The 9,395-nt window shown below is 69.6% G+C and carries 8 protein-coding genes; 3 read left to right on the forward strand and 5 right to left on the reverse strand.

Annotated features, from left to right (window positions below; all coding sequences use genetic code 11):
* The first annotated feature begins 1 nt into the window (after position 1).
* Together A5650_RS12270 and A5650_RS12275 are read left to right on the forward strand one after the other, a co-directional pair.
* Complete coding sequence (locus A5650_RS12270; RefSeq protein ID WP_067291139.1) at positions 2 to 2,092, forward strand: AAA family ATPase; 2,091 nt, start codon at positions 2 to 4, stop codon at positions 2,090 to 2,092.
* A gap of 47 nt (positions 2,093 to 2,139) precedes the next feature.
* The gene (locus A5650_RS12275; RefSeq protein ID WP_067291141.1) at positions 2,140 to 2,880 is read left to right on the forward strand and encodes a type VII secretion target; all 741 of its coding nucleotides are present in this window, start codon (positions 2,140 to 2,142) and stop codon (positions 2,878 to 2,880) included.
* A gap of 66 nt (positions 2,881 to 2,946) precedes the next feature.
* Here A5650_RS12275 and A5650_RS12280 read toward each other — a convergent pair whose 3' ends face one another.
* From A5650_RS12280 to dapE, 4 genes are all read right to left on the reverse strand, one after another.
* A complete protein-coding gene (locus A5650_RS12280) occupies positions 2,947 to 3,648 on the reverse strand; it encodes a hypothetical protein (RefSeq protein WP_067291143.1) in 702 nt (233 codons plus the stop codon).
* A gap of 12 nt (positions 3,649 to 3,660) precedes the next feature.
* The gene (locus A5650_RS12285; protein WP_067291145.1) at positions 3,661 to 4,779 is read right to left on the reverse strand and encodes a hypothetical protein; all 1,119 of its coding nucleotides are present in this window, start codon (positions 4,777 to 4,779) and stop codon (positions 3,661 to 3,663) included.
* A gap of 93 nt (positions 4,780 to 4,872) precedes the next feature.
* Positions 4,873 to 6,489, reverse strand: coding sequence for an ABC-F family ATP-binding cassette domain-containing protein (locus A5650_RS12290; RefSeq protein ID WP_067291154.1), 1,617 nt, complete (start codon positions 6,487 to 6,489; stop codon positions 4,873 to 4,875).
* Positions 6,490 to 6,591: 102 nt separating this feature from the next.
* Positions 6,592 to 7,656, reverse strand: a complete 1,065-nt coding sequence (gene dapE, locus A5650_RS12295; RefSeq protein WP_067291156.1) for a succinyl-diaminopimelate desuccinylase — start codon at positions 7,654 to 7,656, stop codon at positions 6,592 to 6,594.
* Positions 7,657 to 7,680: 24 nt separating this feature from the next.
* On the opposite strand from dapE, the gene dapD reads away from it, so the two are divergent.
* Entirely contained in the window at positions 7,681 to 8,625 is a 945-nt protein-coding gene (dapD, locus tag A5650_RS12300) for a 2,3,4,5-tetrahydropyridine-2,6-dicarboxylate N-succinyltransferase (protein ID WP_067291160.1), read from the forward strand.
* Positions 8,626 to 8,731: 106 nt separating this feature from the next.
* Here the strand turns inward: dapD and A5650_RS12305 are convergent, their stop codons facing one another.
* Positions 8,732 to 9,289: a M15 family metallopeptidase gene (locus A5650_RS12305; protein WP_067288725.1), complete on the reverse strand. Its 558-nt coding sequence runs from the start codon at positions 9,287 to 9,289 to the stop codon at positions 8,732 to 8,734.
* Positions 9,290 to 9,395 lie beyond the last annotated feature (106 nt).

The following is a 9,395-nucleotide window of genomic DNA, read 5'->3' on the forward strand; positions in this document are numbered from 1 at the left end:
GGTGCCGATTGAGTGGGTCACCTCGCCGCCCGGACCGGCACTCGATTCGATCGAAGCCGGTCTGCAGAAGCGATCCGGTGCCGTCCTGATCGGGCCCGCCGGCGTGGGCAAGACATCGCTGGCGCGCGCCGCGGCCGAACGGTTCGCAGCCAACTACCACCGCGTCGACTGGGTCACCGCCACCGCGCCGATGTCCGCGGTCCCGTTCGCGGCGGTCAGCGGGCTGATCGAGGTCGCCGACACCGGCAAGACCGCGGATGTGCTGCGCAGGGCGCGGGAGACGTTGGGCGACGGACGACTGCTGGTGGTCGACGACGGTCATCTGCTCGACCCGCTGTCCGCGGTCCTGATCTACCAGCTCGCGGTCAGCGGGGCCGCGACGCTGATCGTGACGGTGGCCCCTGCCGGGGTGATGGCCGACGGGGTCTCGGCGTTGTGGGACGACGGCCTCGTCGAGCGCATCGACCTACAGCCGCCGGGTCACGACGACCGTCGCCTGGCCGCCTCGGTCGACGAGTTCGTCGCCGCGTTGCCCGCAGCCGCCCACCGCGTTTTGGAGTACCTGGCCGTCGACGATCCGCTGGTGATCGGTGAGCTCGAAGCGTTGACCGGCCGCGAATCCGTCGAGGCCGCAGCGGCTTCGGGCGCGGTCGTTGTCGACGACGGCTGGGTGCGTCCGGCGCACCCGTTGTTCGCCGACGCGGTGCGCGGGGTGTTGGGTGGCGTCGAGTTGCGCAGGCTGCGCGGTGAACTCGTCGACCGGCTGGCCGAGCGGCCCGGATACGGGGTCGTCGACCGGTTGCGTCGCGCGGTGCTGGCGCTGGACAGCGACAGCCCGCAGGAGCCCGCCGAGTTGTCCGCGGCCGCCGCCGAGGCGTTGCGACTCGGCGATCTGGTCCTCAGCGAACGGCTCGGCCGCGCTGCACTGCAGCGCTCCGAAGACTTCTCGACGCGGCTGACGCTGGCGTACGCGCTGGCCTGGCAGGGGCGCGGCCGCGACGCGGACGCGGTGCTCGCCGACGTGGACAGCGCTGCGCTGTCGGAGACCGAGCTGATGGCGTGGGCGCTGCCGCGCGCGGCGAACCAATTCTGGATGCTTTCCGAGCCCGAGCGCGCCACCGCGTTCCTGCGCGCGACGAGGAACCGGGTGTCCACGCCGATGGCACAGACCACGCTGGACGCGTTGTCGGCGACATTCGCGATGAACGCCGGAAACGTCACTCGGGCAATGGACATCGCCACAGAGGTGCTGGCCTCGCCGGCCGCCGACGACACGGCTGTGGGCTGGGCCGCAGCGGCCGCGGCGCTGAGTTCGGCGCGGACCGGTCGCTTCGCCGATGTCGACACGTTGGCCGAACGTGCGATGGCCGCGGGTCATCCGGGGCTGTTGCGGTTCACCAGCGGGTTCGGTCAGACGACGGCGCTGGTGATGGCCGGTGAGCTGGACCGGGCGCAACAGCTGGCGCAGCGGCTCACCGACTTCGCGCAGCTGCAGCAACCCGGGCGCGCGATCGGTGAGGTGCTGGTGGCCGACGTGTTGATCGCCAAGGGTGAACTCGAGGAGGCGGTGCGTCTGTTGCGTCGGGCGGCGGCCGCACTGTCGCCGACCGGCTACTCGTGGGGCCCGTTGGCGTGGATGCTGCTGGCGCAGGCGCTCGGGCAGCTCGGCGCGGGCGCCGAAGCGGGAAAGGCCTTGGCGCGCGCGGAGTCTCGACACGGTTTGAAGTCGATGCTGTTCGCCCCCGAGTTGGCCCTGGCGCGGGCGTGGACGATGTGGGCGCGTCGCGACGAGCACGGTGCGGTCGCCGCGGCCCGTGAGGCGGTGCGCAACGCGGAGCGCGGCGGGCAGTCGGCGGTCGCGCTGCGCGCTCTGGTGGACGCGGTTCGGCTCGGCGACATGCGGGCTGTCGATGCGATCGAGCGGGTCAGCGCCGAATGCGACTGTGTCGCCGGACATCTGGCTTTCGGCCACGGTCGGGCGCTCGCGGCCCGGAATGCGGCCGCACTGGCGGAGGCATCGCACGGATACGCGGCGCGCGGGTGGCACGGCGCGGCCTCTGACGCCGCCGCTCAGGCTGAAGCCCATCGCTGAGATTTGGTGTCGGGACCGGTGCCGCCGCGGTCCTAGGCTTGACACCCATGAGCGAATTGTTCGCCCGGACCGACCGATTGCGGGGCTGGGCTGGCCTCCACGACCGCATCGCGACTGACCTCTCGCAATTGAGCGGCGGTGTCCCGGAGGCCGCCGGAGTCCAGGCTAGCCAAGGCTCGATCGCGGCCGGCGTCGGCGCTGCGTTGTCGAGTGCGCTCAACGCACGGCTAGGGACGGTGCAGGGCGCGGCCGACGACGGATCGACAATCTCCGAACTGTTGCGCAAGGCCGAGCAGCTGTACGAACAAGGCGACCGCGAGGGCGCCGAGACGTTGCGAATGGCTGCCGAAGAGCTTGCGGATCAACGGGATACGCCCGGCCAGGTGGCGGATTTGGCTGCGGGTGCCGGCGTCCCCGTGAGCGGTGAGGGCGCCGCCGCCAACAACCAGATGATCGGCCAGGCGCTCGGTCAGGTCGGAGCGCTGGCCGGTGCGGTGACGGCGCCGCTGCTGGGACTCGCCCAAGGGCTGCAACAGGTTCCGCAGCAGATCATGCAAGCGGCCCAAGGAGCCACGACATCTGCGGCCGAGGACCCGAAGCGCCGCGACCGCAAACCAGAGGACACCGACACGCGATCCGAGGATCCCGAGGAGCCACCCGAGCCCGCGGCCCGGGCAGAGCCGAGCGCCCAGGCCGCACCGCAGGGCGACACACCAGCACGGCCTTCCGCGCCGCCGGTCGTCGCAGAGCCGCCGCGGCCTGCGCAGACGCGTCCGCAGGTGGGCTAGCCAGCAGATACTGCGCTGAGGGCTGCTCGCTGGGCGCGATCACGACCCTAACCGCAGAAACCCGCGCTACAGGTTACGGGCGGCGTCGTCGTCGGACCTGGACTCCGGCGGAGCGACCGGCACTGGTCCCGCGCCTGTCTCGCCACGTTCCGGTCCGGACGCGCCGTCCCACGGGCGGTCGTCGGCGCGCTGCAGCAGCTGGCGGTCCTCGCGACCGTCGGCCTGATCGGCCTCGCGCTGGGCGTCCTCGCGTGGCTGCTGCGCCGTCGGTCCCGCCGGGGCACCAGCGCCCGCGGCTGCGGCACCACCAGGTGCGCCTCCGCCGGATGCCGTGCCCACGGCACCCTGGCCGGTCGAGGGCGGGCCGCCCGCCGACTGGGCGCCCTGCATGGCCTGCTGCATCAGCGAGCCGAACATCCCGGTCTGCCCGCCGAGGGCCTGCGATGGCGCACCCGCCATCTGCCCCATCTGGCCGGCCTGCTGACCGACCTGACCGAGCATCCCGACGATCTGGCCGACCGACTGCGAGCCGACGTCATCGGAATTCTCGTAGGCGGCCTGCGCAGCACCCACCTTGCCTGAAAAGGTGTTCTCCTTCGCGGACAGCGCGGCGACATTGGCGGTCAGCTGAGCGGCCAGGGTCGGCAACACCGCCGAGATGGTGGCGCTCATCGCGTCCTGTCCCGGCGCGATCGTCGGGATCTCGGGCAGCTCGACCGCCGCCGCGTTCCAGCTGATGCCCTCCGGCTTTCTCAGCGGCCCACCCATGCGCGCTCCTCGTCACCAGTCGTCATCGTCGTCATCATCCAAGTCGTGCTCGAGCGGCGCTGGCACGGCCAGCCCGGCAACGGTGCCGCCGCTGGCGCCGCGCTGCCCCATCATCGGCGCCATCCCGCCCATCCCGCCACCGGCGGCCATCGGGACGGCACCGCCGGCCGCGGCCGCGCCGGCCGTCGCGCCCTCGCGGGCGGGCGCGGTGCTGACGGCCTTGCTGCCAACAAGATTCGCCATCTGCGGCGTCTGCAGCGGTGCACCCCCGGATCCGGGCAGCGAAGCCGCGCGCACCATGCCCGATCCGCCGCCTGAACCCGAGCCGCCGGCCAGCGGATGGTTGGAGAACGACGAGAACGGAAGCCCCGCGGCCCCGAGCGAGTCCGCCTTGCCGCCCTGGCCGAACAGAGACGTCAGCTGTTGCAGCGGCTGCGAGAGCTGCTGGCCCATCTGCTGCGGCACAGCCATCAGCGACTGCCCGAGCTGCATGGGCAGCTGCGCGGCCATCGAGCCCATCTGGCTCATCATCTGCATGGCCTGTTGGGAGCCGTCGCCCGCCTGCTGCGCGGCATCCTTGCTGCTGTCTTGCGCCTCCTTGCCGCCGGGCACCGGCGGAGCGCCGAACAGCGGGATGCTCGGTGGAACGCCGAGGGTGTTGGCGAGTTCGGTGGTGTTCGCCGTGACGTTGGCGATGTTCTGAGATAGCCCCATCTTGATCCGGCTCTGCACCAGCTCCTGGGTGTTGCTGAACGGCATCGCCGCAATCGCTTCACACTCCTGCTGGACCTCTTGGGCGATCGTGTTGGCCAGCGTCTTCGTCTTCACGACGGTGGCCTCCATCGCGCGCAGCTTGGCGGCGATCGCGGCCGCCTGCGCCGCATTGGCCTCGTGCCCGCCGATGATGGTGGTGGCCTCGCCCGCCGCGGCGACCGCGCCCGCGCCCTCCCATGAGTCGGACAGCTTCATCAGCTGGCCCTGCTGTTCGGGGACCACATTGCCGCTGATCTTGCCCGCGAGCGCCTCGTAGGACGCCGCGGCGGCGGCCAACGTCTCCTCGTCGACGTTCGGCCAGCCCGGGCCGGTCACGGTCTGGCCACCGTACGGGCTGGAATCGGGCGTGATGCCCATGGCGCGACCCCCTTGATGACACGCTTCGGGTCTCAAACTTACCGTGCCTCCGGTAGCTGTCCGCGCGCCGATTTCGACCCGCACGACGCGCGATCAGGGCATCCTTACGTCCTGGAGACTGCCGTCGGATAGCCGGAGCCACCGCTGCACGCCGATCTCGGCGAGAAACCGATCGTCGTGGCTGACGACGATGAACGCGCCGCGGTAGGCATTCAGGGCGGCCTGGAGCTGCCCGACGCTGACGAGGTCGAGGTTGTTGGTGGGCTCGTCGAGCAGGAGCAGTTCGGGTGCCGGTTCGGCGAACAACACGCAAGCCAGCGTCGCGCGCAGTCGCTCACCGCCGGACAGCGCGCCCACCGGCAGATGGATGCGGTCGCCATGGAAAAGGAATTGCGCCAGCAGATGCATGCGACGGGTGTGCGAGAGGCTCGGCGCGAAGGCGGCCAGACTCTCGGCGACCGTGTCGCGCGGATCGAGCAGGTCGAGCCGCTGCGACAGGTACGCAATGCGACCGCTACCGCGAGCCACCGTTCCGCCGTCCGGTTCCACATCTGCAGTCACGATGCGCAGCAGCGTCGACTTGCCCGTCCCATTCGGACCGGTGAGCGCGATGCGCTCGGGGCCGCGCACCGACAGGTCGACGTTGTCGAGGACCGAGCGGCCACCGACCAAGAAACGTAGCCCTTTAGCGGTGAGCACGTCTCGGCCTGCGGGAACCGCGGTGTCGGGCAGATCGAGCACGAGGGTGTCATCGTCTCGCACCGCGCGTTCGGCCTCCTGCAGACGGTCTCTTGCGTCGCCTACCCGTGCCGCACCGACCCGGTCAACGCGGCCCGCCGACTCCTGCGCACGCCGCTTCTGCGCTCCGGCAACAATTTTCGGCAGTCCGGCGTCCTTCATGTTGCGGGCTGCCGTACCGGCTCGCCGCGCCGCCCGCTCGCGAGCCTGTTGTTTCTCCCGCTTCTCGCGCTTGAGGAGCTGTTGCGCGCTGCGCACGTTGCTCTCGGCGACGCGTTGCTCGAGCTCGACCGCTTCGGTGTACATCGTGAAATTGCCACCGTATGAATGGAGTTCGCCGTTGTACAGCTCGACGATTCGGTCCATCCGGTCGAGCAGCATCCGGTCGTGGCTGACCACGAGTAGGCAACCGGCGAAGTCGTCGAGCGCGCCGTAGAGCCGATGCCGCGCGTCGAGATCGAGGTTGTTGGTTGGCTCGTCGAGCAGGAGCAGGTCGGGGCGGATCAGGAGCTGGGTGACGATGCCGATGCTCACGATCTCGCCACCGGACAGCGTGTCGAGCCGACGGTCGAGCGCGATATGGCTCAGGCCGAGGCGATCCAGCTGCGCCCGCGCGCGTTCCTCGACGTCCCAGTCGTCGCCGATTGTGGCGAAGACCTCCTCGTCGGGATTGCCGTCGGCGAGGGCGTCGAGCGCCTCGATCACGGGAGCGACGCCCAAGAGCTCGGCGACGGTGCGATGCGCGATGTAGGGCAGCGACTGGGGCAGATATCCGAGGCGGCCCTCGACGGTGACGGAGCCCGACGTCGGCGTCAGCTCTGCAGCGATGAGCTTGAGCAACGCGCTCTTTCCCGCACCGTTCGGGGCGACCAGACCGGTTCGGCCCTCGCCGACGGTGAAGGACAGGCCGTCGAACAGCGGCGTGTCATCGGGCCACGCGAAAGACAGATCTGAACAGACGATGGAAGACATGTGAGTGGTCTCTTCGTGAATCGCACGGAAAGCAGGGACGGTCCGGTCCGGGCAGCACCCGGAGACTTCGTCAACTCACACGTGTTCAGGGTAGGTGTGCGGTCAAGCGGTTAAATACCGGCGCAACACGTCGGCCGCGGCGGTGATCTTCTCGATCTCGACGCGCTCGTCGACACGGTGCGCAAGGTTCGGGTCGCCGGGCCCATAGTTGACCGCCGGAATGCCGAGCGCGGCGAATCGGGACACGTCGGTCCATCCGTACTTGGCGCGAACCTGGCCTCCTGCGGCCTTAACCAACGCCGCCGCGGCCGGTTTGGTCAGCCCCGGCAACGCCCCGGCCGCCGCGTCGGTCAGTTCGATCTCGAGGTCGAGGCCGTCGAACACCTCCCGAACGTGGTGCAGCGCCTCGTCGACGCCCCGGTCGGGCGCGAACCGGAAATTCACCGTGACCGATGCTGCGTCGGGGATGACGTTGCCCGCGATACCGCCGTCGATGCGCACGGCGGAAAGGCCTTCGCGGTAGGTGCAGCCGTCGATCTCCACACTGCGGGGCTGATACGACGCAAGCCGGTCGAGCACCGCGCCGAGCTTGTGAATGGCGTTGTCGCCCAACCACGATCGCGCCGAGTGGGCGCGGGTGCCGGTGGCGCTGATCACGACCCGCAGCGTGCCCTGGCAACCGGCCTCGATGTAGCCGCCGGACGGTTCGCCGAGGATCGCCACGTCGGCCTGCAGCCAGTCGGGCAGTTCCTTCTCGATGCGGTTCAATCCGTTGGCGGACGCCTCGATCTCCTCGCAGTCGTACATCACCAGCGTCATGTCGTGCGTCGGTTCCGCGACGGTCGCGGCCAGGTGCAGAAACACCGCGTCGCCGGACTTCATGTCGGAGGTGCCGCAGCCGTGCAACTCGCCGTTGACGAGGCGGCTCGGCAGGTTGTCGGCGACCGGCACGGTGTCGAGGTGGCCCGCAAGCAGAACCCGCGATGGCAAGCCCAGGTTCGTTCGGGCCAGCACGGCGTTGGCGTTGCGGATGACTTCGAGATTCGTCTGTTCGCGCAGCGCGGCCTCGACCTCGTCGGCGATGCGCGTCTCATGGCGCGACACGCTGGGGATGTCCACCAGCGCAGCGGTCAGCGCGATCGGATCACCGTGCAAATCGAGGCCCACACGGCTGACGTTAGTCTTATCCGCGTGACTTCTGCTGCAGGTATGGGGCTGGCGACGATCGCCGCCGACGGATCGGTCCTCGACACATGGTTCCCGGCACCCGAACTCGGCGGTGACGGCCCGTCGGGCACCAGCCGGCTCTCGGTTGCCGAGGTACCCGAGGAGTTGGGCGCGCTGACCGGGCGCGACGAGGATCGCGGAGTCGACATCGTGGCGGTGCGGACGGTGATCTCGTCGCTGGATGACAAGGCCGCCGACGCCTACGACGCCTATCTGCGGTTGCACCTGCTCTCACACCGGCTGGTCGCGCCGCACGGCCTGAACGCCGACGGCTTCTTCGGGGTGCTGACCAACGTCGTGTGGACGAACCACGGGCCGTGCGCGGTCACCGGCTTCGAGATCGTGCGGGCGCGGTTGCGCAAGCGCGGCCCCGTGACGGTCTACGGCGTGGACAAGTTCCCTCGGATGGTCGACTACGTGTTACCGACCGGCGTGCGGGTGGCCGACGCCGACCGGGTGCGCCTGGGCGCGCATCTGGCCGAGGGCACCACCGTCATGCACGAGGGCTTCGTCAACTACAACGCGGGCACGCTCGGCAGCTCGATGGTCGAGGGCCGCATCTCGGCGGGCGTGGTGGTCGGCGACGGATCCGACGTCGGCGGCGGCGCGTCGATCATGGGTACGCTCTCGGGCGGCGGCACCGAGGTGATCTCGATCGGCAAGCGGTGTCTGCTCGGCGCCAATGCGGGCCTTGGCATTTCGCTCGGCGATGATTGTGTGATCGAGGCGGGGTTGTACGTCACGGCGGGCACCAAGGTGCAGACCGGCGACGGCAAGACCGTCAAGGCGCGAGAGCTCTCGGGAGCCAACAATCTGTTGTTCCGGCGCAATTCGCTGTCAGGGGCCGTCGAGGTGGTCAAGCGGGACGGCACCGGCATCACGCTGAACGAGGCCCTGCACCAGAACTGACTGGGCTTCCCCTTGTTTCCTTGGTTGCGCGAGCGTGCGTGTTTGCACACGACACGCCGCGCATCAGCGACAGTTTGTGCACGCTGAGCTCTCCGTGAGCGCGCGGTCAATCCGCCGCGGCGTTGGGCTTCAACGGCGGACAGCGCCCGTCGACGACGGCCAACTCGAAGTGCCAGATCTCGTTGGCATAGACCTGGCACAGGCCGAACTCGCGACCGTTGGCGATCAGCCACTTGTCCGCCTCGACAGGACCGATGTCGACGGCCTGACCGGTGACGTGCTTCGACTTCTCCGGCGAGGCCACGAATTCCCGTGCAGCTCCGATGCTTCCGTACTTGACGACACCGTCGGCGAACAGCCTCTCCTGGAAACCCTTCGATCGCCACCCCGACGAGATGCGCATCTCGATGCCGTCGCTCTCGGCGCGGCGGGCCGCCTTCTGAACCGACTCGCGCAGCTGCGGGTCGAGCCACTCCACGATCGGATCGTGAGTGTCGAATGGGCTGAGCGTGCGACTGTCGGGCAGCCAACCGCCGACGGTGTCCTGCGCTGCCGGTCCGAGCTTCATGGGTTCCTGGCCGACGACGGGTGCCGGGGCCGGTGGCGGCGCGGCCGTGCCACACGCCGCAACTGCCCACACCGACACGGCCGCGAGCGTGCACATGAGGCTGAGTTTTCGCGGCGTGTCGTGTACAAACACGCACGCTCGCGCTAATAGGGGCCGAGGGGTCAATCCTCGCCGGCCAGGCTGCAGAACTCCTTTTCTTCGG

The sequence above is a fragment of the Mycobacterium sp. 1164985.4 genome (assembly GCF_001668575.1).
Lineage (GTDB): Bacteria > Actinomycetota > Actinomycetes > Mycobacteriales > Mycobacteriaceae > Mycobacterium.

What these genes read in the sequence shown, in the direction of transcription:
- A5650_RS12290 (WP_067291154.1), bottom strand. Translation starts at nt 6,489, where the DNA reads ATGTCTTCCATCGTCTGTTCAGATCTGTCTTTCGCGTGGCCCGATGAC.
- A5650_RS12275 (WP_067291141.1), top strand. Translation starts at nt 2,140, where the DNA reads ATGAGCGAATTGTTCGCCCGGACCGACCGATTGCGGGGCTGGGCTGGC.
- A5650_RS12305 (WP_067288725.1), bottom strand. Translation starts at nt 9,289, where the DNA reads ATGTGCACGCTCGCGGCCGTGTCGGTGTGGGCAGTTGCGGCGTGTGGC.
- A5650_RS12280 (WP_067291143.1), bottom strand. Translation starts at nt 3,648, where the DNA reads ATGGGTGGGCCGCTGAGAAAGCCGGAGGGCATCAGCTGGAACGCGGCG.
- A5650_RS12285 (WP_067291145.1), bottom strand. Translation starts at nt 4,779, where the DNA reads ATGGGCATCACGCCCGATTCCAGCCCGTACGGTGGCCAGACCGTGACC.